19 protein-coding genes, 3 tRNA genes and 1 pseudogene are annotated in these 23,782 nt (G+C 42.6%); 9 read left to right on the forward strand and 14 right to left on the reverse strand.

Annotated features, from left to right (window positions below; translation table 11 throughout):
- Positions 1–14: 14 nt before the first annotated feature.
- The gene (gene ppnN, locus BP27_RS0108045) at positions 15–1,394 is read right to left on the reverse strand and encodes a nucleotide 5'-monophosphate nucleosidase PpnN (RefSeq protein ID WP_027851114.1); all 1,380 of its coding nucleotides are present in this window, start codon (positions 1,392–1,394) and stop codon (positions 15–17) included.
- A 311-nt stretch (positions 1,395–1,705) separates the two neighbouring features.
- Between ppnN and BP27_RS0108050 the strand changes: the two genes are divergently transcribed.
- On the forward strand, positions 1,706–2,119 hold the full coding sequence (locus BP27_RS0108050; RefSeq protein ID WP_027851115.1) for a hypothetical protein: 414 nt from the start codon (positions 1,706–1,708) through the stop codon (positions 2,117–2,119).
- Between the two features lie 108 nt (positions 2,120–2,227).
- Positions 2,228–3,118: a LysR family transcriptional regulator gene (locus tag BP27_RS0108055; protein WP_027851116.1), complete on the forward strand. Its 891-nt coding sequence runs from the start codon at positions 2,228–2,230 to the stop codon at positions 3,116–3,118.
- Between the two features lie 93 nt (positions 3,119–3,211).
- On the opposite strand, the gene ppa is transcribed toward BP27_RS0108055, so the two are convergent.
- On the reverse strand, positions 3,212–3,739 hold the full coding sequence (ppa, locus tag BP27_RS0108060) for an inorganic diphosphatase (protein ID WP_027851117.1): 528 nt from the start codon (positions 3,737–3,739) through the stop codon (positions 3,212–3,214).
- 189 nt (positions 3,740–3,928) lie between these two features.
- On the opposite strand from ppa, the gene BP27_RS0108065 reads away from it, so the two are divergent.
- Together BP27_RS0108065 and BP27_RS0108070 are read left to right on the forward strand one after the other, a co-directional pair.
- On the forward strand, positions 3,929–5,644 hold the full coding sequence (locus BP27_RS0108065) for a serine/threonine-protein kinase (RefSeq protein WP_027851118.1): 1,716 nt from the start codon (positions 3,929–3,931) through the stop codon (positions 5,642–5,644).
- A 25-nt stretch (positions 5,645–5,669) separates the two neighbouring features.
- Positions 5,670–6,188, forward strand: coding sequence for a zinc ribbon-containing protein (locus BP27_RS0108070; protein ID WP_027851119.1), 519 nt, complete (start codon positions 5,670–5,672; stop codon positions 6,186–6,188).
- Between the two features lie 2 nt (positions 6,189–6,190).
- Here BP27_RS0108070 and BP27_RS15695 read toward each other — a convergent pair whose 3' ends face one another.
- From BP27_RS15695 to miaB, 6 genes are all read right to left on the reverse strand, one after another.
- Positions 6,191–7,744 carry a methyl-accepting chemotaxis protein gene (locus BP27_RS15695; RefSeq protein ID WP_160169828.1) on the reverse strand — a complete coding sequence of 518 codons (1,554 nt, stop codon included), beginning with the start codon at positions 7,742–7,744 and terminating at the stop codon, positions 6,191–6,193.
- Between the two features lie 161 nt (positions 7,745–7,905).
- A complete protein-coding gene (lnt, locus tag BP27_RS0108080) occupies positions 7,906–9,420 on the reverse strand; it encodes an apolipoprotein N-acyltransferase (protein WP_027851120.1) in 1,515 nt (504 codons plus the stop codon).
- Positions 9,421–9,424: 4 nt separating this feature from the next.
- Positions 9,425–10,303, reverse strand: a complete 879-nt coding sequence (locus tag BP27_RS0108085) for a CorC family transporter (RefSeq protein ID WP_027851121.1) — start codon at positions 10,301–10,303, stop codon at positions 9,425–9,427.
- A gap of 12 nt (positions 10,304–10,315) precedes the next feature.
- Positions 10,316–10,816, reverse strand: coding sequence for an rRNA maturation RNase YbeY (gene ybeY, locus BP27_RS0108090; protein ID WP_027851122.1), 501 nt, complete (start codon positions 10,814–10,816; stop codon positions 10,316–10,318).
- Complete coding sequence (locus tag BP27_RS15700) at positions 10,806–11,804, reverse strand: PhoH family protein (RefSeq protein ID WP_036239806.1); 999 nt, start codon at positions 11,802–11,804, stop codon at positions 10,806–10,808. The genes ybeY and BP27_RS15700 overlap by 11 nt, the downstream gene beginning before the upstream one ends.
- A gap of 41 nt (positions 11,805–11,845) precedes the next feature.
- A complete protein-coding gene (miaB, locus tag BP27_RS0108100; RefSeq protein WP_027851123.1) occupies positions 11,846–13,177 on the reverse strand; it encodes a tRNA (N6-isopentenyl adenosine(37)-C2)-methylthiotransferase MiaB in 1,332 nt (443 codons plus the stop codon).
- 224 nt (positions 13,178–13,401) lie between these two features.
- Between miaB and BP27_RS15705 the strand changes: the two genes are divergently transcribed.
- Positions 13,402–14,073, forward strand: coding sequence for a class I SAM-dependent methyltransferase (locus tag BP27_RS15705; RefSeq protein WP_036239780.1), 672 nt, complete (start codon positions 13,402–13,404; stop codon positions 14,071–14,073).
- Between the two features lie 32 nt (positions 14,074–14,105).
- Here the strand turns inward: BP27_RS15705 and BP27_RS0108110 are convergent, their stop codons facing one another.
- Positions 14,106–16,181 carry a carboxy terminal-processing peptidase gene (locus tag BP27_RS0108110; RefSeq protein WP_051610459.1) on the reverse strand — a complete coding sequence of 692 codons (2,076 nt, stop codon included), beginning with the start codon at positions 16,179–16,181 and terminating at the stop codon, positions 14,106–14,108.
- 166 nt (positions 16,182–16,347) lie between these two features.
- On the opposite strand from BP27_RS0108110, the gene BP27_RS0108115 reads away from it, so the two are divergent.
- Positions 16,348–17,655 (forward strand): M18 family aminopeptidase, encoded by a 1,308-nt coding sequence (locus BP27_RS0108115; protein ID WP_027851125.1) that lies wholly within the window; start codon positions 16,348–16,350, stop codon positions 17,653–17,655.
- Positions 17,656–17,662: 7 nt separating this feature from the next.
- Here BP27_RS0108115 and BP27_RS0108120 read toward each other — a convergent pair.
- From BP27_RS0108120 to BP27_RS0108130, 3 genes are all read right to left on the reverse strand, one after another.
- Positions 17,663–17,738 (reverse strand) — tRNA-Asn (locus tag BP27_RS0108120).
- A gap of 30 nt (positions 17,739–17,768) precedes the next feature.
- Positions 17,769–17,844, reverse strand: a tRNA-Asn gene (locus BP27_RS0108125).
- 468 nt (positions 17,845–18,312) lie between these two features.
- Positions 18,313–18,388 (reverse strand) — tRNA-Asn (locus BP27_RS0108130).
- A gap of 369 nt (positions 18,389–18,757) precedes the next feature.
- On the opposite strand from BP27_RS0108130, the gene BP27_RS0108135 reads away from it, so the two are divergent.
- Together BP27_RS0108135 and BP27_RS0108140 are read left to right on the forward strand one after the other, a co-directional pair.
- A complete protein-coding gene (locus BP27_RS0108135) occupies positions 18,758–20,341 on the forward strand; it encodes a hypothetical protein (RefSeq protein WP_027851126.1) in 1,584 nt (527 codons plus the stop codon).
- 9 nt (positions 20,342–20,350) lie between these two features.
- Positions 20,351–21,265, forward strand: coding sequence for an HNH endonuclease (locus BP27_RS0108140; RefSeq protein ID WP_027851127.1), 915 nt, complete (start codon positions 20,351–20,353; stop codon positions 21,263–21,265).
- A 315-nt stretch (positions 21,266–21,580) separates the two neighbouring features.
- On the opposite strand, the gene BP27_RS0108145 is transcribed toward BP27_RS0108140, so the two are convergent.
- A complete protein-coding gene (locus BP27_RS0108145; RefSeq protein ID WP_027851128.1) occupies positions 21,581–22,612 on the reverse strand; it encodes an IS110 family RNA-guided transposase in 1,032 nt (343 codons plus the stop codon).
- Positions 22,613–22,725: 113 nt separating this feature from the next.
- The gene (locus BP27_RS0108150; RefSeq protein ID WP_027851129.1) at positions 22,726–22,953 is read right to left on the reverse strand and encodes a hypothetical protein; all 228 of its coding nucleotides are present in this window, start codon (positions 22,951–22,953) and stop codon (positions 22,726–22,728) included.
- Here BP27_RS0108150 and BP27_RS17580 point away from each other — a divergent pair.
- Positions 22,921–23,782 (forward strand): annotated as a pseudogene (locus tag BP27_RS17580) (transposase); the annotation flags it as partial. The gene BP27_RS0108150 and the pseudogene BP27_RS17580 overlap by 33 nt on opposite strands.

Genomic DNA, 23,782 nt, shown 5'->3' on the forward strand with positions numbered 1-23,782 from the left:
ATTTCGTAGCTGCCTTAGCTTATAAGTTGGTAACAGGGGTTGTAAGTTTTTCCTGCTAACTTCATTCGTCCTTGTTGAGCAAAAGCACTCAGAAGTTTATCTAACAGCCCAAGCAGTTCTGGGTCACCCTGGAGCTGAAAAGGCCCTTGCTCCTGAATGGCACGAATACCCGCTTCCTTAACATTGCCAGCAACTATGCCTGAAAAGGCTCTTCTTAAATTAGCTGCAAGTAAGTGTATCGGCTGATCACGGTGTAACTGGAGTTCAGACATAGCTTGATGCGTGGGGTTGAAAGGCTGCTGGAATACTTTATCTATTTTTAATTGCCAATTAAAGTAGAAAGCATCCTTGTGCTCTATACGGTGGAGTCTAACATTTTGCATGGATTGTTTCATGCTATGTGCGACTTCAATAGGGTTGTTGATAATTATGCTGTAGTAATCACGTATTTGTTCACCTAAGGCTGTCACAATAAAGTGATCAATTTGTTCAAAATAAGCGCGCGAAGATTCAGGTCCCGTAAAAATAACCGGAAAGGGTTGATCTTGGTTTTCTGGGTTGCTAAGTATTCCTAGCAAGTAAAGTATTTCTTCTGCGGTACCTACACCACCAGGAAAAACAATAATGCCGTGACCTAAGCGCACAAAGGCCTCTAAGCGTTTTTCTATGTCTGGCATAATCACCAGTTCATTAACGATAGGGTTAGGAGCTTCGGCAGCGATAATGCCAGGCTCTGTTATACCTATGTAACGCCTTAGCTGTGTGCGCTGCTTAGCATGAGCGACGTTAGCCCCTTTCATGGGTCCTTTCATAGCGCCTGGTCCACAGCCAGTGCAAATATCTAGCTCACGCAAACCCAGATGATAGCCAATCGCTTTGCTGTAATCATATTCTTCTCTTGAAATGGAATGCCCACCCCAGCAAACAATTAAGTTAGGTGGCAGGTTGGTGCGTAATACTCTGGCGTTTCTTAAAATATGAAAAACGGCATCAGTAATGCCGTCACTGGTGGTTAAGTCGTGGTTAAGGCTGCGCTTTATTTCATTGCTGACATAAACTAAATCGCGTAGTACCGCAAAAATGTGTTCACGCATACCGCGTATCATCACTCCGTCAACAAAAGCATCAGCTGGCGCTTGAGTGAGCTTTAAAAGAATGCCTCTGTCCCTTTGTATTATTTCAATATCAAAGTCGGGGTACTGCCTTAGCATGGCAGCTGTGTCATCTATAGGGCTGCCACAAGAAAGCACTGCTAAGGCGCAGTGACGTAAAATTTCATGGTGACCATCGCTGGATGTTTTTCTAAGCCGATTAACTTCATGTTGTGAAAGCACTTCTAAACTGCCTTCAGGTGAAACCAAAGCATTAATAGCACTAGTGTTGGGTGATTGCATTTAGGGGATCGCTCCTAGCGAAAATATTTATACCTTGCTTTACTCATGATAAAACATTCGCTTACTTTTTGCGGCTAGTTTTAGCCTTGCTAACAATTGATAACAAAACCTAGGGTGCTGCCTGTTTTTAATTGCATAATTATTGAATACTAGCAAAATAAGCTAAATAATCATGCTAGCCTAGTGGCTATTAGGTTAACAAAATTAAGTCAAGCTAGCAGTTGCTAGTTATATGGTCGAATTGGCATCTAGGTTAATTCAGCGTAAAAAGCACCTGCCTGAACGATCACACTTCCTTGTTTACAGGTGCTATGGCAACCATTGCAGAACGCTATCGTTATGGTCGTAGTGCTATGGATACTATCTATTCTGGTGCTTCGGTATTCTGGATTGTAGGTTTTATTGCACTCTTTATGCTGCCTTTAGTAACCCTGTTTAAGCCAGTGCTACCTATTGCCTTATCCATTACTCTACTGATTACTGGTTACCTATGTATTGCAGTAGCAGTAGAGAATATTAACAATGCTACGTCTATGGGTATTGCTGGAATTATGGGTGTGGTACTAGCTACTCATGGTGCGGCTTGGGGGTTGGGTGTAGGTACGGTGCTTTACTTTATTATTGAGTTTCGTGGCTTTGGTAAGGCTGCCGCAGAAAATGAAGACGAGCCTATTCAAGTGGTTGATAATATGGCGGTTGAAGAAGATGAACCACCTAAAAGTTAACTAGACTGATTTATTGAACAGTTTCGCTTAAACTATAAAGCCCTCAACTACTGGTTGGGGGCTTTTCTTTTACAAGTGCTTTTTTTAGGTGTAAAGGTGCTACCCATTATGTTTAATGCGCTTTACTTTCGTACTTTTATTTCACTCGTTGAAACGGGTAGCTTTACCCAAACTGCCCGCTTGTTAGATATGACTCAGCCGGGTGTAAGCCAGCATGTTCGCAAGCTAGAAGACTATTTTAGCTTGCCTCTGTTAGTGCGTATGGGAAAACGTTTTGAACTGACTGAAGCAGGTCGACAAGTTTATGACTATGCTTTGCGTTTGTTTTCTGAGCATGAACAGTTTCGGCATAGCTTAGAGCAAGACTTGCTTGAGGGTGGAGAGTGCCGTATCGCCAGTATTGAAGTTTTAGGTGTGCTGCTTTACCCCTTTGCGTTAGGTTTTATGAAAAACCACCCACGCTTACGTTTGCACCTGCGTTTTGCAGATAATCAAGAAGCCATTCAAGAAGTATTAAATCGTAAGGTAGATTTAGCTTTAGTGAGCGAAATGCAGCGCCACTCAGATTTAAAGTATGTTGAATACTTACAAGAGCCTTTAATTGTTGTAGTGCCTGCAGAGTATCAAGGCAATAACCTACAAGAGTTACTTGGTTTAGGTTTTATTAACCACCAGCAGGGGCAGCAGCAAGCAGGTGAGCTACTCAAAGCCAACTTTCCAGAAGAGTACCGAGGCTCTAGGCAGCTAATACAGCGTAGCTATGTTAACCGTGTTCATTTAGCTTTAGATGCAGTAGCCAGAGGCTTAGGGTTTAGCGTAGTACCACGCAGTGTATGGGAGGCTTCTACCTGGCAGCAACAGATACGCGAATGGCGTTTACCCATTGAAACCTGTTGGCCTATTTATCAGGTTAGCTTAAAAGAGAAGAAACTACCCGAGCGTTACCTACAGCTGTTAGATGATTACTTGTCCTGGCGGCAGGGCACAGATATTCGCTAGTTGGATGGCATAAATAATAAAGCTCCTAAAGGCAGTAACCTTTAAGAGCTTTATTAAATAGCAGTCAATAGCTAGTCCTACCAGTAGGTTGTATTAAGACCTATAAGCTGCTTCAGACTTTATAATTGCTGCATGTGCATCTGCTTTAGTACCCCAGTTTTCTACTTTAACCCATTTGCCTTCTTCTAAATCTTTGTAATTTTCAAAGAAGTGCGAAATTTGTTTGCGTAGTAGCTCAGGTACATCGTTGATGTCTTGAACATCATTATAAATAGTGGTTAGCGACTCGTGAGGCACGGCAATGAGTTTAGCATCAGAACCTGACTCATCAACCATATTTAGAACACCAACAGCGCGACAGCGAATAATACTGCCTGGCTCAACTGGATGAGGAGTAATCACCAGTACGTCTAGTGCATCACCATCTTCACCCAAAGTTTTGGGGATATAACCATAGTTAGCTGGATAAAACATAGGTGTTGCCATAAAACGGTCAACGACCAGTGCGTCCATTTCTTCGTCAATTTCATATTTAACAGGCGAATGATTGGCTGGAATTTCAATCACCACGTTAATGTCTTCTGGAAGAGATTTACCAGCAGGAATCTTGTTGTAGCTCATCAGCTTTAGACCCTAGTAAGAAGTGAGAATTTTTAAGCAGAGTAATTATACGTTTCTTAAGCCCATAACTCCAACTTGTTAGCGGTCTTTCAGACCAAGGGATAAGAGTAATTCACTTGAGATGCAGGGGATACAAGGGGGATACTAGGAATATTAGCGCAGTATTAACAATGTTTAAGGCATTTGCACATGCAGCAGGAAGAATTAAAAGTTAGTTACGGTCAAGCTTATTTAGCTCAAGACCCGCAAAGTGCGCGTGCAGCCATGGCAGTAGCCAACCCTAAAGACTCACAACTTGCTATAAAAGGTGTGGCAGCAGTTATTGCTGACTCAACCTGGCGTAATGTTTTAGCTAAGCAGGCTGGTGAAACCAGTGTTAAAGGATTTATAGCTGACTATTATTCAACACCCGATAACTGGGATGTTAAAACATCCGCTCATCGCGTTTTTTCTGCTTTAAACAGCTGGCTTTTTTCGCAAAATCGCCATTTAACCAAGGGTAGCTATATTAGCTCCATGAGTGCATTGCTGTTTTTAGGTCGGCAAGTGCATTTATTTCACATGGGCGACACGCTTGTTTACCGTTTAAGGGGCGCTGATTGTCAGTTACTTAACCGAGAACACACCACCTATTTAGGTGGTTACCGCTACCCCTCTCGTGCCATGGGTATGGACCCTAACCTAGACATAGATTATTTGAAATTTACTGCCAAGCAGGGTGATCTGTTTTTATTTACTACCCAGGCTGTAAAAGGCACTCTAGTTCCTTCAGATTTTGTCCAGCTGATTAGTCAGTATTCCGATGATCTTAATTTAACCTGTGACCAAATTTTAAAAAGAGCCATGGAAAAAGCCAGTCGCCGTGGTTACTCCAGCTATAATTTCTGTTTTCAATTAGTCAGGGTCGATCAGCTGCCCGAAGAAGCCGTTGAAGGGTTAGGAGAAGCTTATACAAGTTTACCTGTACCTGTAGAGCTGAATCCGGGTGATGAGTTAGACGGCTACCGAGTTACCAAAGTTTTATCACGCAGTGCAATGAGTCGTATTTATAAAGTTTATGATGCTGCTAGTAACCGTGACCTAGTATTAAAGGCTCCTTCGCCGCGTATTGCTCGTAAAAAAGAATTTATTGCCCAGTTTATAATGCAGCAGTGGGTTGTTGAACGGGTTTCATCCCCCTATGTTGCTAAGGTGGTGGACCTCTCTAAGCCACGCACTCAATTATATTATTTAATGGAATATGTGCAGGGTGGTCGAACACTAGAAGAATGGATTAAAGGCAACCCTGATGCAGACATTAAGCTAAGGGTAGATTTAATAGAGCAGTTGACTAAAGCTGTTAGAGCTATGCATAGGCGAGAGGTTTTGCACCAAAACCTGAATCCCCAAAATATTATGGTCGACAAGCAAGGTTTAGTTAAACTGGTAGACTTTGCAGCCGCTAGCCTGGCAAAAATGAATGACTTACCACCTGCTTCTACCCTAGCGAGGCGTGTGGGTTTAACCGCCTACTCTGCGCCTGAATACCGCTTAGGAAAAGAGCCTACGCAAAAATCAGATCAATTCTCTGTGGCAGCTATAGCCTATGAAATACTCACAGGCAAACAAGCCTATGCTGGTCAATTAGAGAAGCTGAATTCTAAGGTGGATTTTGCTCATCTGAACTACCTGCCAGCTTTTCAAGTGAACCCAGAGTTACCTGCATGGGTAGACTTGCCGCTACACAAAGCCTTACAGCCTAATTCAGAGTTACGCTATCGCCGTTTATCAGAATTTATTTATGATTTAAAAAAGCCAGCTGCTAACCAACTGAATCAGCCAGCCAATGAAGCCAGCCCACTTAATTTTTGGAAAGGTTTAGCCGGTTTTCTGTTATTGTTATTGCTATTAAGTTTATTTTATTAAGTCGCTGTTGTCTTTGGAGAAACAAATGACAGACCAAACATCACGCCTAGTTGAGCTTTATGACCAGCTAATTGAGCGCTTATACGAAACCAAGCTAGAGCTAGAAAAATCTAGCCAAGCCCTAGATTTAGAGAAAGAGATTGAACGCCTAGCTGAAACTGAACAAGAGATAGAGCGCTTAACGCGTGAAGAAGCAGACTTATTAACCGCTTGGTTAAAGCGAGACTTACAAGATTTACGCTCTTATTTAGTTGAAACAGGTAAGGGTGTAAGTGATTGGCTAGCACAAGAAACCCAACTATTAAGCGAGCAGTTTATTTACTGGTTGAAACAGGTGGCCGACCCATCTTTGCTAGATGCGCGTACCTTGCAAGAAGACTTGGCAAGCCGTGATGATCCAACTATTTATCATACTGGCGAGCTGGCTATGGCTGGAACTTTCCGCTGCTCTAGCTGTGACAAGAAAATTCAAATGGCAGCCACCCATCGCCTAGATGCTTGCCACCGTTGCGATGGCAGGGTTTTTATTCGCTGTCCAGACTAAATTTAATTAAAAGCACGAATGGTCGATTCTAGCTCGCGGCTTTGCGTGGTCAGTTCTTTTAGCGCATCGCTAGCTAGTTTTGCACCTTCTAAAGTAGTTGTTGCTTGCTGGTTAATAGAAGTTATACGCTGATCTATTTCCTCAGCCACATTACGTTGTTGGCTAACTGCAGTCGCAACTTGCATCTCTCTGCTACTGATACCAGAAAAGGTTTGTTCTATATCGGTAAAGCTTTGCAAGGTATCTAAAATTTGGGTGCGACTGGCTCCAATGCTGAGCTCATTTTGTTCCATTCGATCGACTACCCGCCTAACTGTTACACGAATTTGCTCTAGGGTTGTATGGGTATCTTCCGTAGAGGAATGGGTTAGAGCAGCTAATTGACGTACCTCATCAGCCACCACTGCAAAACCTCGCCCAGCATCACCTGCACGCGCAGCTTCTATGGCTGCATTAAGGGCTAGCAGGTTGGTTTGCTCAGAAATACCAGCAATTTGCTGCATAATTCGGTCTACTTCTTGGCTTGCCAAACTTAATTTATTGACCTCATCAGAAGTTTCATGCAGCTCAGTACAAACGGTTTGAATGGAATTTGCAGTGCTCGAAATGTCTTCATAAGCATTAGAAAACACCTGACTAGAAGTATTTAAATGCTCAGAGTTGGCAGTTACATTCTGGTCAATTTCACGAACACTAGCAGACATCTCATGAATAGCAGTAGCTATTAGAGCTAAATCTTGCTCCTGCTGGTTTAAGGACTCAGTATTATTGGTAATTTGAGTGGTGAGCTTATTCATTACCTCACCAATAACATTCAGTGTATTAGATAAACGACCTAAAATAGTGCGTGTTTGCGCTCTATAGGCGTAAAAAGCCAGTTCAGAGGAAGCGGTTTCATCACGGCGTTTAGTAAATATTTTTTGTGCTGTGGGGTTGTTAATTATTTTCAAACTAAGCTTTTGAAGTTTGCGTAGGGGTGACAAACTAAACCAAGTAAAAGTTAGTGCTACTAATGGAATTAAGCTAAGCCAAAGTAAAGCGTAGTGCGGCATAAAATAAGTAAGTAAGCCACTTAATAAAGGTGAAACAAGAGCTAAGGCTAGGAGTTGAGTATGGATGATGGGCTGGCTTTTAACGGCTGGGTTTTTACCTGAATTCAGCTTTTTATAAATGGCTTCGGCATTTATTTTTCTGGCATTTGAAGGTTGGGTGCGGACTGATTGATAGCCTACAATTTTATTATCTTGGTAAATAGGTGTGGCATAAGCATCGACCCAATAATAATCACCATTTTTACAGCGGTTTTTTACTACACCATACCAAGATTTACCTTGTTTTAAGGCAGCCCAAAACTCTTTAAATGCAAGGGGTGGCATATCTGGATGACGCACTAGGTTATGGCTTTTACCCACTAATTCTTCAAGACTAAAACCACTAACCTTGCAAAAATCTGGGTTGGCATAAGTAATAATGCCTTTTAAATCGGTTGTTGAAACTAGGCGAGCGTCTTCAGCAAACTTGCATTCATTTTGAGTGATAGGAAGGTTGGTTTTCATTGTGCTCTGGTATCTCACATTAAAACGAAAAATAGAAAGCGTTTTTAATGTGCCACCCATAATAGGTGGTCTTAGATTCAAACTGGTTACATTAAAGAGCGCTAATTAAGTCGCATATTATGATACAAGTCAAAGAAAACTCAAGGGAAATAACGTGTATTTTATATGTACTTATGTTTGCGCTTAGAGGTCTTTCGATAGAGTAAGTATCTCTGCCATTCAATCAGCAGTAGGCAAAAAATCCATAAGGGTAGGCTCCCTGTTAGCATAAAAGGGGTGTTTCCTTCACGGGGTTGTAGCTCACCTTTTAAAGTTGCTGTAACAAATTGTGGAAGCTTTTTAATAACCTGACCTTGATGATCAATGAGTGCAGTAATCCCGTTATTGGTCACTCTTGCCATAGGTCTGGCTGTTTCTAAGGCTCTAAAACGGGCCATTTCAAAATGCTGTAAAGGCCCTAGGGAACGACCAAACCAAGCATCATTAGAAACCGTTAATAGCCACTGGGTATTAAGCGCCTGTTTAGCTGAAAAGTCTGGGTAAGCCACTTCGTAACAAATTAAGGGTGCCACCTGAGTTTTTCCAGCTGTAAGCTTAGCAGGGTGCTCTTCACCTGGTACGAAACTAGACATAGGTAAATCAAAAAAATCGATAAGACCACGCAGCTGTGCTTCAAAAGGTAAAAACTCACCAAAGGGTACTAGCTTTATTTTATGGTAATTACCCTTAGATTCACCCGCAGTGTACAAGCTATTTTGGTAATTTTTTTGGCTAGGCGATAAAGAAATGAGCCCAGAAATTAAACCAGCATTTTCGCCTGCTTCTTTCAAGGCAAGGTTTAAATAAGGCTCTGCTTGATGAGGTAATAAAGGCAAGGCTGTTTCTGGCCAAATAAGTTGATCTACTTCACCTAATTCATAGCTGAGGCTTAAGTAGTTTTGGATAATTTCATTTTGTTTGGAGGCTTGCCATTTATCTTCTTGGGCTATGTTTCCTTGCACTAAACCAAGCGTAATGGGGCTGCCATAGGCGTGTGTCCATTGTTTTTCTTGTAAATAAACACCACCCAAAAGCAAAGTAATAAATAAACTAAAACTAAGCCCTCTTTGCCAGTGGCCTAGCGTAGGTTTAAAACAGGTGTAAATAAGCATGCCACTTAATACGCTAATAGCTGTTAAACCATAAACACCCATTACAGGCGCCCAACCACTATAAGGCGTTTCTAGGTGGGCAGTACCTAATAATAACCAAGGGAAGCCAGTAAATAACCAGCTGCGTAAAGCTTCCATTAACACCCATAAAGCAGGCCAGCTAACAAGTGGGTTGGTTTTATCTAACCAGCGTGTCCAAAGCCAAGCTTGTAGAGCAAACAAACAAGCTAGACCCGCAACAAACGCCCAAGTAAGCGTAATGGCTATAAAGGTTGGGGTACCACTGTGCTCATGAATACTAACATAAACCCAAGAGGCTCCAGCACCAAACACGCCTAACCCAAATAACCAGCCGCGTAAAATGGCTTGTTTACTGGTTAGGTTTTTAAGTAACAGCCAAAAAATGACAGGAACAAAAAAGCTGACCAGCCAAAGGTTAAAAGGAGCAAAAGCTAGGCTGAGTGATCCACCTGCTATTAACGCAAAAAAGTGGCCAGCTAGGGATGACTTAAAGATTTTTAACAAAAAATTAATCCTGCTCAGGAAGCTCAGTAATTTCTGCATGGCTTAAACGGCGTGCTTGCAATAAGCGAATGCGACGATTATCTGCATTAATAACGGTAAATTCAAACCCAGAAATAACAACGCTTTCACCGCGCCTAGGTAGGTGACCAAACTTCTGCATCAAAATACCGCTTAGGGTATCAAATTCTTCGTCGTTAAAATCGACGTTAAAATAGTCATTAAAGTCTTCTATAGGTGTGAGTGCTTTAATAAGGTAGTTGCCTGCCTCTACAGGACGAATATCCGCTTCTTCTTCAACGTCATGCTCGTCTTCAATTTCACCAACAATTTCTTCTAAAACATCTTCTATCGTCACCAGTCCAGCGGTTCCGCCATATTCATCTACCACTATAGCCATGTGGTTATGAGTTTCTCGGAACTCACGTAACATGGAATAAAGCCCCTTGTACTCAGGAACAAAAGCCACTTGACGTAATACTTGGCGAATATCGAAAGCTTCCATTGCTTGGTGGTCAACAATAAGGGGAAGTAAATCTTTAGCTAAAAGAATACCTAAAACCTCATCTGAGGTTTCACCTATAACAGGAAAGCGCGAGTGGGCAGATTCAATTAATTTAGAAAGAAATTCGCGGGGGTGTTGATCAATTTTGACTACAGTCATGTGCGAGCGAGGAATCATTACATCACCAACCTGCATATCGCTTAACTGTAAGGCACCTTCAATAATGGTGAGGGCATCATTAGCAATGAGCTGTCTATCTGAGGCATCTTTAAGGAAGCCTAACAACTCTGTACGGTTACTGGGTTCCGCAGAAAAAGCACCTAAGAGTTTATCAAACCAGTTTTTATGGGCTTGCGCCTGACTAGATCGGTCTTCGTTCATGTTCTTTGTTAATCAACCTGCAGTATTGTTGCTGATATAAGGATTGTTAATACCTAGTTTAGCGAGCAAAGCAATTTCTATACTTTCCATTAGCTCGGCTTCAGTGTCTGTTTCGTGGTCGTAGCCTTGCAAGTGCAATACGCCATGAATAACCAAATGAGCCCAATGATTTAAACTGGGCTTTTGTTGTTCAGCAGCTTCTTGGATAACCTTAGGTAAACAGATGACTAGGTCACCTAGTAAACTTACCCCAGCTTCGGCAGGTAAATCAATGGGGGTTTCAAAGGGAAAAGATAAGACGTTAGTTGGCTGGTTTTTGCCTCGGTAATCCTTATTTAATTGCTGGCTTTCTGCTTCATCAACAATGCGCAGGGTAAGCTCGGTTTCTGGCGGCAGTGTTTTTTGTAGAGCAAGACTAGCCCAGGCTAAGAGCTCTGCTTCAGCTGGGCAGAGTTCAGGCTGTTGCGTAGCTAGTTGTAAATCTAGCCACAAGGGAGAGGGTTTAGTGCTCATGGTTAGAGGTTCGCTTTTCGGCTAGGTCGTAGGCTTCAACAATACGCTGAACCAGTGGGTGGCGTACTACATCACGGTTTTCAAAATGGGTTATACCTATGCCAGCCACATCTTGTAGCACTGTCATAACGTGGGTTAAACCTGAATGAGTGCCGCGCGGTAAGTCTATTTGGGTAACGTCACCGGTAATAACCGCCGTGGTACCAAAACCTATGCGAGTTAAAAACATTTTCATTTGTTCGCGAGTGGTGTTTTGGCTTTCATCTAAAATAACAAAAGCATTATTTAATGTACGACCACGCATAAAAGCTAGGGGTGCCACTTCAATAATGTTTTTTTCTATCATTTTACTGACTTGCTCAAAGCCAAGCATTTCGTACAAAGCATCGTAAAGAGGGCGTAGGTAAGGATCAATTTTTTGTGCTAAGTCGCCAGGTAAAAAGCCAAGTTTTTCACCTGCTTCAACGGCTGGGCGCACTAATAAAATACGGCGAACCTCATCTTTCATTAAGGCTTCTACAGCACAAGCAACGGCTAAATAAGTTTTACCCGTACCCGCAGGGCCTATGCCAAAATTAATATCTTGCTGGCGAAGGGTTGCTACATAGGCTTGTTGGTTTATCCCGCGGGGGCGCACATTCACTTTAGGGGTGCGGATAGCGGTAGCAGTGGCGCTATCCTTGATTCCTTCCTCTTCTAAAGCTGCTAATCCCGCTTCTTGAATGTGTAGGTGAATACTTTCAGGTTCAAGCTCTTCACTGGCGGTTTCTTTATAAAGCTGCTCAAGCATGGCTGCAGCAACCTGAGTGCGCCTGGCTTCACCACTAATTTCAAAGTCATGCCCTCGGTTGCGTAAACTTACCCCTAGGCGCTTTTCTATTAACTTTAAGTGGTCATTTTGTAAGCCACAAAGATTAGCTAAACGCTGACTGTCTAAGGGCAGTAAAGATAGCTGAATAATGCGCTGCCCGGGCAGTGGGTCTTCAATAGCTGGGGTGTTTTGCTGTTTGTTCAAAAGTAAAAAAATCCTTAGTCCGCTAAGCGGCCACGCAAAGAGTTGGTGTAGACATCTTCGATAATAACATCGACAAATTGGCCAATGTAATCGGTTGGGTTGTCGCAGCTTACATTAACAATTCGATTGTTTTCTGTACGACCAGTAAACTGCCCAGGGTCTTTGGTTGCTAAACCTGTTACCAAAATACGCTGCTTGCTACCTAGCATACGACGACTTATTTGCATGGCTTGCTGAGTAATGCGTGCCTGTAAAATATGTAGACGCTGTTTTTTTACTGCTTCGGGCAGGTCATCGGCTAAATCGGCTGCAGGAGTACCTGGGCGGGCGCTGTAAATAAAAGAAAAAGAAATATCAAAGTCGAGTTCGGCGATTAAGTCCATGGTTTGAGCAAAGTCTTCATCGGTTTCACCAGGAAAACCAACAATAAAGTCTGAAGAAAAGCTGATGTCTGGACGGTTAGCACGAATACGCTGCATTTTTTCAACGTATTCAGCACGGGTATGCCCACGCTTCATGGCTGCTAAAATAGTATCTGAACCAGATTGAACGGGTAGATGTAAGTGGCTAACCAGCTCGGGTACCTGTTTATAAACCTCAATTAAACTATCAGAAAACTCTACAGGGTGAGAGGTAGTGAAACGAATTCTGTCGATGCCCTCGACCGCAGCAACGCAGGTAATCAGCTCGGCTAAATCTATTTCATCTTCTTGGTGGTTAAGCCCACGGTAGGCATTAACATTTTGACCCAGTAGATTAATTTCTTTTACACCCTGGTTGGCTAGTTGTTGCACTTCCAGCATGACGTCTTCAAAAGGTCGGGACACCTCTTCACCACGCGTATAGGGCACTACGCAAAAAGTACAATACTTAGAACAACCTTCCATAATTGATAGGTACGCACTAACTCCATCAACTTGAGGTGCAGGTAGGTTGTCGAACTTCTCAATTTCAGGGAAGGTAACATCAACCACCGGAATTTTAGTAGAACGAGTGGCATCAATCATTTCGGGCACACGGTGTAGGGTTTGTGGCCCAAATACTAAGTCTACTAGCGGTGCTCGCTTACGAATATTCTCGCCTTCTTGGCTAGCAACACAGCCGCCTACACCTATCAGTAAATCAGGGTTCTGTTCTTTTAAATGCCTCCAGCGGCCCAGCTGGTGAAACACCCTTTCTTGTGCTTTTTCACGAATTGAGCAGGTATTTAACAAAATAACATCTGCTTCATTTTCGTCATCAGTCAGTTCTAATTGATGTGACACACCCAGCAAGTCAGCCATACGCGATGAATCGTATTCATTCATCTGGCAGCCGTGAGTTTTTATAAAGAGTTTTTTAGTAATGGTTGGATTGCTAACTTCAGACATGAGACAAAACAAGACCTTTAAGAATTGATGAGTGAATTATACAGAGGGAAGGCACCTAAGTGCTAGTGAACAAAAATTCGTCAGTTTGTTATATTGGCTAGTGTATCAGCTGTTGAGCCAGTTGCCCTTAGGATGTGCCCAGGTTTATCCACAGGCAATGTGGATAGTTACTCTTAAAATATAGTTTTTTTGGAGGTTGTGTGGATAAAGATTATTGGGAAGATGTTTGGCGCAATGAAGATTTGGGCTTTCATCAACCGGAAGTCAATCAACATTTGCAGCGTTTTTGGCAAAGGCTTCAGCTAGTGCCTACAAGTCGAGTGTTTGTTCCCTTGTGTGGAAAAAGCTTAGATATGGATTGGTTGCTTTCAGAAGGACACGAAGTAATAGGAGCAGATATTGCAGAAAAAGCACAGGAAGATTACCTAGTCACCCATGACGAGCCCGTACGTTTTACTCAAGAAAATAAGCTTAAACTAGCCTGGCAGGGGCGTTTACTGTTTGTGGCTGGAGACATCATGCATTTAGAGCCAGATATGCTGCGTTCAGTTGATGCCGTTTATGATCGAGCTGCATTGATAGCCTTGCCGCGTGCCGCAAGACAAAACTATGCCTTGTTTTTAGCTAACTGTTTAAAGCCAGGTGCAAAAATGCTGTTGATCACTCGCCAAGCACCTCAAGAACAACTCATGCCACCTTTTAATGTGTCAGCAGAAGAAGTCGCAGAGCTTTACGCTACTAACTTTATACTTGAGCAGCTGCTAAGCAAAACGCGCCAAGACGGTGTGATTGAAGAAGTGTTTTTACTTAAACGCAAGCAGCCAGCGGGTTGGGGACGTTTGCCAAGAGAAGCAGGAGAAGCACAAAACTAGCAGCCTGCCTAATGGCAGACTGCTTTTATTGCTTAGCGTTGACTGGTTTGAATTTGAGAAAAGTCTAGTAAGATGCGCCCAGCTTCTTCAAGTATTGCTGTGTCTAGGGGCGTTACCTTTTTATCTGTAGACTCTTCGTCAGACTCTTCATCTAGCTTGGTTAGCAGAGGTAAACCTAAACCTTTACGGCGACGGTTCTCCATAGCAAGGTGTTCTTGTTCATCTTGCTCTTGCTCTTGCTCTAACTTACGTTGCTTTTGATTTAAGCTAATGCCTGTAGAGCCTTCATGACGAACTAACCAGTCGGACTGTTCAGCAAGGAATAAAAAGTTAGGGTCTTTTTTAGTGCGTTCTTCATGGCTTGAAATCAGCTTATCTAAAGCACTTTTTATTAACGACTGGCGAGGCGGCAAAATAGCTTTTACCTGATCCCAAGGCAAAGCATTGGGTGAAGAGCTTTCACCAATTTCTTTAGCATCAAACAAGGGTGGGAAAAGAATGTCTGGCACTATGCCACGGTGCTGAGTGCTATCACCAGAAACACGGTAGAACTTAGCGCGGGTAATTTTTAGCTGACCGTAGCTTAAATCCATAATGGTTTGTACGGTGCCTTTACCAAAGGATTGCTCACCTACCACCAACCCACGGCCATAATCTTGAATGGCGCCTGCAAAAATTTCTGAAGCGGAAGCAGACAAGCGGTTAATAACCACTGCTAAAGGACCAGAGTAATGGGTTACGCCTCCGCTATCGCCAAGAATATTGACACGGCCATCTGAATCGCGAATTTGTACTGTAGGGCCACGAGAGATAAATAAACCCACTAGGCTGTTGGCTTCTTGCAAAGCACCACCACCATTATTACGTAAATCGATGACTAGACCATCAATGCTTTCTTCTTCTAGCTCATCAATTAAACGGGCTACATCACGCGTAGTGCTACGGAAGTCTTTTTTGTTGGTGCGTTGGCCTTCAAAGTCTAGATAAAAAGTAGGTATTTCAATCACACCTATCCGACGCGTTTCACCATTTAAAGTGGTTTCTATAATTTTTTTGCTAGCAGCCTGATCTTCTAACTGCACAGCGTTACGCTCAATTTCAATAATGCGATGGTTGGTTGTATCGGCTGCTTGTACTTCTAAGCGAACAATAGAGCCACGAGGGCCACGAATTAAGTCAACAACTTCATCTAAACGCCAGCCAATCACATTTTCAATTTCATCTGTACCCTGACCAACACCTAAAATTTGGTCAGTTGGCTTTAACTCTCCCTGCTTATCTGCAGGGCCACCTGGTACCAGGCTAACCACCTTGGTAAATTCATTTTCAATTTGCAGCATGGCACCTATGCCATCTAAGGAAAGCTTCATTTGAATATTGAAGCTTTCGCTGCGGCGGGGTGAAAAGTAATTAGTGTGAGGATCAACGCTTGTTGTAAAAGCGTTCATAAAGCCTTGAAAAATATCATCACTATTGGTTTGGCGAATACGGTTAAGCTGGTTTTGGTAACGACGCACTAACAAGTCACGGGCTTCTTCAGGGCTTTTTTTGGCTGCCATTAGGTTTAATAGCTCGTGAGTCATGCGTTCTTGCCAATAGGTATCTAATTCGGCAGTTGTTTGTGGCCAGTCCATATCACGACGATCAGGATAAAAGCGCTGGTCTTGTTCAAAGTTAAAGTCACTTAGGTTATTTTTTAGTTGGTCTAAATTTTTTTCTAAGCGCTGCATTTGCTTTTCAGTGACCTGCACAAAAAGCTCAAAAGGATAGGCTAAATCACCTTTAACCAAAGCATTTTCAATGGCTGCGGTATTTTTAAGAATTGCTTGAGCTTGTTTGGCAGTTAGTAAAGATTTGCTATGATCTAACTGCTTTAAATAATTTTGTAAAGTTTGCTCTTCTAAGGCTTTGTCTAGAGTGACATCAGCAAAATGCTGGCGTGTCATGGTGCGGGTAATTTCTCGAGCAGCCTTACGATGCGCAGCGGAGGGCTGCAACTCTTCAAGCGGTGTATACTGGCGTGTGGAAGAATCTGCAGCACTAACAAGAGGCGAAAGGCCAAGCGTTAGCAAACAAATCATCAAACCACGCATTAAGTGCGTGTGCATCAGGTCTTACTCCTAAAACAGATTTAAAACTATCAGGTATAGATTACTAAATTCAAAATAAGTTTAATGTCTTGGCTCAAGCATAACGCATCATGCCAAGGATGGCACAAAAAAAACACCGTAAAGCAGAGCTTTAAAATAGCTATTAAATACAGGTAATAATCAAGTGACTCAACAGCAAGCAGTGTTTAATCAGGGTTTAATTAGTTTCTTACAGTCCTCGCCAAGTCCTGCCCATGCAGTGGCTACTATGGTTCGTCAGTTAGAAGAAGCGGGTTACCAAGCTTTAAATGAAGGCGATGACTGGCAATTACAACCCGGACAGGGTTATTGGCTGGTTCGTGGCAGTAGCTCACTGATAGCGTTTCGTTTAGGTGAGCAAAGCCTTGCTGAAAGTGGTGTGCGTATGCTGGGTGCACATACTGATAGCCCTTGTTTAAAAGTAAAACCTCAAGCAGAAGTATTGCGTCATGGTTGTTTACAGCTAGGTGTTGAGGTTTATGGTGGAGCTTTATTACACCCCTGGTTTGATCGTGATTTGTCTTTAGCTGGACAGGTTCACTTCCGTAATGATTCAGGAAAGCTACAAGCGGCACTTATTAATGTAGAAAAGCCCTTAGCCGTTATTCCTTCTTTAGCCATTCACCTTAACCGTGATGCTAACAAAAACTCTGAGGTTAATGCTCAGCTACATTTACCACCAGTTGTAGGGCTAAAATCATCGGATAATCCCAGCTTGGTTTTTCGTAAGCTGCTGGCAAGTTGGTTGGGTCGTGAGGGCTATCGAGTGGATGAAGTCATTGATTATGACTTGTGCTTTTATGATACCCAGCCACCCGCTTTAGTTGGCTTAAATGATGAGTTTATTAGTTCTGCACGCTTAGATAATCTTTTGTCTTGTTACACAGGCTTGCAAGCTATGCTGGCTGTTGATACGCCTCAGCAAGCCACCTCTTTATTAGTGTGTAATGACCATGAAGAAGTAGGTAGCGCTTCAGCCATAGGTGCTGAAGGGCCTTTTTTAGAAAGTGTGTTGCGCCGTTTAGCAGGGGAAGAGCAAAAGTATCAGCGTATGTTGGCCCGCTCGTTGATGATTTCTTGTGATAATGCTCATGCTCTTCACCCTAACTATGCTGACAAACACGATGAAAACCATGGCCCTAAAATTAATGCTGGCCCGGTCATTAAAGTGAATGCTAACCAACGCTATGCCACCACCAGCGAAACTAGCGCATTATTTAGTAGTTTTTGTGACCTAGCTAAAGTGCCTTACCAACATTTTGTGGTTAGGTCAGATATGGGTTGTGGCAGTACCATTGGACCTATTGCGGCAACTAAGTTGGGTGTGAGAGTGGTAGATGTGGGTGCGCCACAGTGGGCAATGCATTCTATACGCGAAACAGCCGGTAGCAAAGATGCTTGGTATTTAGGGCAGGCATTGCAGGCTTTTATTAGTAGGTGGGATGGTGAGTAAGTTTAAGTGGCTCCCGAAGCAGGACTTGAACCTGCGACCAATAGATTAACAGTCTACTGCTCTACCGACTGAGCTATTCGGGAACATACTTAAACCTTACAGTGTTATTGAGTTGGCTCCCGAAACAGGACTTGAACCTGTGACCAATAGATTAACAGTCTACTGCTCTACCGACTGAGCTATTCGGGAACATCTTTTGCCTAAAAGGCTTTACTCAACAACGGCCTACATTCTAGTTTAAAAATTCTTAAGGTCAAGCCTTAAGCTGTTTTAACTCTAATCTAGGTGCTGATAATGCAAAACTTAAATTATGCTTAGTGTGCTACCCGAAGCAATGAATAGCTAATTGAGACTTATTTAGGTAAAGAGCCAGTTAAGCGTACTTTTAGAGGCTTTAAGTGACTAGCTGCATCTTGGACTCACGGAATGTTATTTAAAACCTGCTTTAGTGACAGATCCAGTGATGTGCTCAATTTTTAAGTTTTGAATATTGGGTAATTGTAGGCGTTGTCACAAATTTGTCACAGATTTGTCACAGAGCTTTTTAGAGACAATTTTTAAACGACAAAAAATACTCTTTTTTAAGCCAGTAGTTAGCTTAAAAAGTATTATTTAAAAGATGGGTTTTGGGAATTTTTTAGATAAGATTAAGCCCTTTGGCTCCCGAAGCAGGACTTGAACCTGCGACCAATAGATTAACAGTCTACTGCTCTACCGACTGAGCTATTCGGGAACATCTAGTAAGCTTACTAAGCAAGCTTAATTTGGTGGCTATGCCCTGATTTGAACAGGTCATTATGAGTGCATTTTTTATAGTCGTTTTAAAGTGCTTAAAAATTGGTGTTAATAGTTGTTGATTTGTGTATTTATGCCTAACTCACTGAATTATATAGAATCTATTAACACCGATTAGTGACAAATTGACCCTTCACGCTTTTGCTATAATTTCTTATGTTTTGTCAATTGTCACAAATCTTGTCACAAATCTTGTCACAAGATTTGCATTAGATTATGATACCTTCACAACAAAAATTTTACTTTTTTAGTAAGCTTCAGCTGCTTACAACAAGAGTAATTAGGATTTTGAAAGGTATCTTTGCCAATGCTTAATCCAGCAAAAAAACATGAAAACAATCATGGAAAACTAGTCGCTCTTTTGGCTAGCGATGATAAATACCTTTCTTGCGCTTACGAAATAGAAAAAGCATTTTCTATAGATGAAAACTTTACTGCAGAAAAAAACCTTGTTACTGAGCTATTGGATCTCATGGCTCTTTTACCCTCCTCAGAAAAAATTAAAATATGGCTAGAAACTCTTGATGAGATAAATAAAAAAGGTGAAGAGTATCGGTGGGATGATCATGCTAAAACCCGCTCAGGAGGAAACCCTATGGGTGGAAAGCTGGAGATTTACCCGATTCCAGCTTTTATTTTACAGCCGTCTAATTTCCATAGCAGTGATCAAGCGGTCGGATTAAAGGCTTTATTTTTATATCACTTAATTCATAGGAATGAAGATCATCAGTTAGACACATGTGCCACTCATCTTCGCAGAGCTATTTCTCCCAAGTCTAGGTGGATTCGGTTGATTAAAGCATTTCCAAAGCTGAGCACCTTTGATGACTACCATGAAAAGCTTAAAGGATTTCTTAACCACCCAAAAGTTACCAGCGCTTTAGATCAGGATCGTGAACTCCATAATGCGCTAAAAAGGATTAGTGAAACACCATCACTAATTGGTTCAGTTAAGCTAACACCTAAACCAGAACTAAAACCTCTACCTCTGCTTTCACTGCAGCCAAAAATAAAAAATAATACAACGCCGTTGCCTGATGGAAATAACGGTTCAATTTGGAGTGTTTTTACTAGGGACTTTATTGATAATGAGCATCTCAATGAGCCCAATCAGCAAAATCTAGTTTATTTTTTTTCAGATCAAGATTCAGAAGAGCAAGGTACTGCAGATTTTCAGTCTTTAGATATTGAAGTTGAGCAAAGTTTAGCTGAGAGTCGCTATTGGTTAAGTCGTGTAGAAAAATTAGTGCCTAATGACTATGGAAGATTTACCAAGGTGGAACGTCTAAGCTTGGTTAAATTTATTAAAGAAAAAATAGCTAGTCATTCCAAGCATGAGTCTATGGCAGCAGGGTTAATAGGCCTAATGTATCTTACTGGGTTCAACCTTGATGATCTTTGGCAAGTAAAGTTGGGTAAAGAAGGTGGTTTTCAAGAGAATGGATTTTATAGGCGGCCCATTAAATTACCCCAAAACTCTTTTAAACCTGATGCAGACCAACAGCAATATTTTCAGCCCGTTGCTAACCAGCTTTTATTACCTTTGCCTGAACCAATAGCAAGCTGGCTTTCAGAGCTATCTATTGATAAGTTTTTGAATTTTGAAGCGGTATTTGAGCTTAAGTTAGATGAAGCTAAGTCTTTGATATATTCCGCTCTTAATGACTTGCGCAAGCAAACTAGGTTAGATCGTATAAGGCCAGAACGCTTACCTACAGCTTTAGCACTAGAAGCAACTTTAAAATTTCGTAACCCACTTATTACATACTTAATTGCTTCAAGAGAAACACAGGCACCACCCATGCTGAGTTATTACGCAGTACACTCTGTCCAAGAATTAGTGGAGTGCTATAAGCAGGTAGTAAGCAGTTTATTGGAGCCAGAATGTTAAGCGGCTCATATGAAAATACTATTTTGCAATATTGGCTGGATGCAAAAATACAATGGAATTAAAGGCGATTCAATTGAGCGTGGTGGCTCATATAATAAAAATGAAACAGGCCACGAGGTATGTAATTTTAGCGCTATTCGAGGGAATGTTTATGGTTATGTTCAGCCAACTGGCCAAATAAAAATAGAAAAACTTGGCGCAGAAAAAGAAGATGAATGCATTTCTGGGGTTACGGTCGTTTGGACAGCTGGCCCTGAAACTGGCGGAACGGCAGTCGTTGGATGGTACAAGAACGCAACAGTTTACCGTGAGTATCAAGCATTACCAACACAAACAAAACTACAAAAAGATAACGGCGTTAATGGCTATCGTGTAATGGCATTAGCTAGCGACGCAACGTTACTGCCTCCTGAAGAGCGAACCCTCTTAATTCCAAGGGCAGTAAAAGGCGGTATCGGGCAAAGCAATGTCTGGTATGCGGATTCTCCTGAAAGTAAGAAGCATGTGGCTAGAGTTTTAAAATTAATAGATAAGGGGTTTCTTGATGAGTTGCCGGACGTTGATAGATACTTGTCAGGTAAAGAGGGAAACCCACGGCTTGTTACTCATCTAAAAAGAGAGAGAAACCCTGCGCTTGTAAAAGCAAAGAAAAAAGAGGTTCTTAAAAAAGCAGGAAAACTGTGTTGTGAAGTTTGCACTTTTGACTTTAAAAAAACATATGGTGAAATTGGCGAAGGATTTTGTGAAGTTCATCATTTAAAGCAGCTTTCAAAAGCTGATGGTATAGTTGAAACAGAACTTGAAGATCTGGCTGTTGTTTGCTCAAACTGTCATCGCATAATACATAAACAAAATCCAATGCTAACAATTGAGCAATTGAGGCAAGTAATAAATGCACCTAATCGGGTAGCCGGGGGTGTCTAGCCCCCAGCCCCCACAACACCCTGCATGCGTGTATGGACTCCTCCTCTATTGCAAGCACTTTGTTTGATCGAAGCAAAGGTACGACTGCCTACGTGTATCCGGTCTCATTAATGATGCCGTTGCGAGGCATCGGACCCTGATGGGCTATTCGCGCACTGGCTCCCAATTGGCTCCACGAGCTCAAGGCTCTCCGCATGCAAAGGGTTTTTCCAGTGCCGGTTCGACCTGTTCGCCATCAATCAAAGTGCCACGCAATCGTGGTGAGGTATGACTCCTGTTTAACGCTTTGTTTTGTTGCTATCTACAATCGAACACTCAAGCCGCTGCCAGAGCTTCGTCATAATCAACTTTCTTGTAAATTAAAGCCCAAGCAATACGAGCTGTTTTGTTGGCTAAAGCGACCACCGCCACATTGGTGTGTTTCCTGGAAGCTAGGCCTTTTAACCAGCGACTCAGGCCATCTTCTTTGTTGGTCGCATGTCGCAATACTGCTCTTGCCCCATGCACCAGTAATTTGCGTAAATAGCTGTCACCCCGTTTGCTAATGCCCAATAGTCGATCTCTGCCACCAGTACTATGTTGTCTGGGCGTCAATCCCAGAGAGGCTGCAAAATCACGGCCTTTTTTAAAGGCTTTTCCATCGCCAAGTGCTCCTGAAAGGGCGCTGGCAATTAAGGGACCAACACCGCGCAGTGTCATTAAACGCTTAGCAACCGGATCACATTGAACGCTCTCACGGATTTGTTCATCCAGCTTTTGAACACGACCATCAAGATAGCGAAGGTCTTCTGCGAGATCGCTCAGCAATTGCCGGAAAGGATAAGTGAGACCATTTTCTGCATCTTCTAACCAGTTGGGCAGGGCAAGTCTCAGCTGATGAATGCCAATAGGAGCAATAATGCCGTATTCACCGACCAATCCACGAATTTGGTTAGCCTTGGCCGTGCGCTGAGCAACCAGTTCTTCCCGAATGCGATGCATGGCCTGGATATCCTGCTGCTCAACCGATTTTGGGGTGACAAAGCGCATGTTGGGGCGACTCATGGCTTCACAGATGGCCTCAGCATCAACACGGTCATTCTTGTTACTTTTGACATAGGGTTTAACAAATTGAGCGGCAATCAACCGAACCCGATAACCACGCTTTTGCAACTCACGCGCCCAGTGATGAGAAGAGGCACAGGCCTCCATGCCGATTTCAGCACCGGCAGGTGCTTTATTACTGATAGCATCCAGCCATTTGCTGCGTGAATATTTTCCTTGCCAGCAGGTTTTACCCTGACGATCTGCGCCATGAACATGAAAGACAGACTTTGCAATATCAACACCGACACGGATAATGGTCATCTGGACTTCTCCTCATAGTTATGATGGTTTTTAACCTACTCACCATTTTGGCACATCGATGCCGGTTAGGTGAGGAAGAGTCCATCCCATTGGCTCCGCACAGGGCGTTTCACTCAGTAGTGAAGCTTGATCCATCCATCGCGCAGTGATACCAACCCGGCTTTCTTCAGATATTCGTCCGATAGTGCTTGGTTGATCCCCGGTGTTTTGGAGCTGCGCCAAGGGCCTTTGCTGGTGATCCCACAGGCAACAGCAGCCTGCACTCGAACACCCAGTCTGATTAAGTTTCTTACCTTGGTGCGGGGTTTCTTCAGCTTGGCACCTTCGAATTTGCTCTGCATTACCTCATTTCTGAAAAACTCGACCTGTCTGCTTTTCACCAGCCTTATAAAAATGATACCGAAGGTCGCCCAGCCTACGATCCAGCCATTCTGTTAAAGATTATCTTATTTGCTTACTCCAAAGGCATCACCTCTAGCCGTGAAATCCAGTGGTGCTGCGAAACTAACATTATCTTTAAAGCCTTATCCTGCGACAGCGTTCCACACTTCACCACCATCGCCCATTTTGTTAGCAGCCAAAGCCAAGCCATTGCCACCTTGTTTGAACAAGTGCTGCTGGTCTGTGATGAACAGGGTCTTTTAGGCCATGAACTCTTTGCCATTGATGGCTGTAAAATGCGTTCGAATGCCGCCAAAGAATGGTCTGGTACCTTTAAAGAACTGGAACAAAAGCGTCAAAAACTTAAGCGTTTAATTAGCTACCATTTAACAGAGCACCAGAAAAAAGACAGCTGGGAAAGCGAAGAAGAACTGGATCGTGCTATCCGCCAAGTTAAAACTATTTTAACGCTGGATAAAGCAGCCGGTAAGATAGATGCCTTTTTAAAAAATAATGAGCCAAGGTTAGGTAAAGGCAACGCAGCAACGAAGTAAAGAGCAATATTACCGATAACCAATCAGCAAAAATGACGACCAGTAAAGGTACGATTCAAGGTTATAACGGTGTTGCTTCAGTGGACAAAAAACACCAAATTATCATTGATGCACAAGCCTTTGGCGAAGGGCAAGAACACCACACTTTGCAACCGGTGCTAGAAACCATTCAAGAGCGTTACAAACGGCTGGGTATCAGCAAAAACCTCTATGAAGAAGGCATCATCGTTACTGC

Source organism: Marinospirillum insulare DSM 21763, from assembly GCF_000686905.1.
In the GTDB taxonomy this organism is placed as follows: Bacteria; Pseudomonadota; Gammaproteobacteria; order Pseudomonadales; family Halomonadaceae; genus Marinospirillum; species Marinospirillum insulare.